Raw genomic sequence first — 524 nt, forward strand, 5'->3', positions numbered from 1 at the left:
GGATCGTCGGGGAGTCGAGGACCGCGAGGTTGTCGGTCTGGTCGGGCCGGCGCGGCTGGCCGTACTGGTCCTGGCCCGGCTGGCCGTAACCCGGCTGCCCGTAGCCCTGCTGGCCGCCCTGCGGCTGGCCGTACTGGTCCTGACCGTAACCGCCGCCCTGGGGCTGGCCGTAAGGGTCCTGGGCCGGGGCCTGGCCGTAGCCGGGCTGACCGCCCTGCGCCTGGCCGTAACCCTGCTGCCCGTAACCCTGCTGGCCGCCCTGCGGCTGGCCGTAGGGGTCCTGGGCGGGGGCCTGGCCGTAGCCGGGCTGCTGGCCCTGCTGGCCGTAACCGCCGCCCTGGGGCTGGCCGTAAGGGTCTTGGGCGTGGGCCTGGCCGTCACCCGGCTGACCGCCCTGCGGCTGGGCGTACGGATCCTGGGCAGGGGCCTGGCCGTAGCCGGGCTGCTGCTGGCCGTAGCCCTGCTGGCCGCCCTGCGGCTGGCCGTAAGGGTCCTGGGCGGGAGCCTGGCCGTAGCCGGGCTGG

Annotated in this window: 1 protein-coding gene; it reads left to right on the top strand. The window is 76.3% G+C overall.

Annotated features, from left to right (window positions below):
- A partial coding sequence (locus ACYVE7_RS35575; RefSeq protein WP_460371120.1) for a hypothetical protein occupies positions 1-524 on the top strand: 524 nt, incomplete at both ends.

It is taken from the genome of Actinocorallia lasiicapitis (assembly GCF_054778695.1).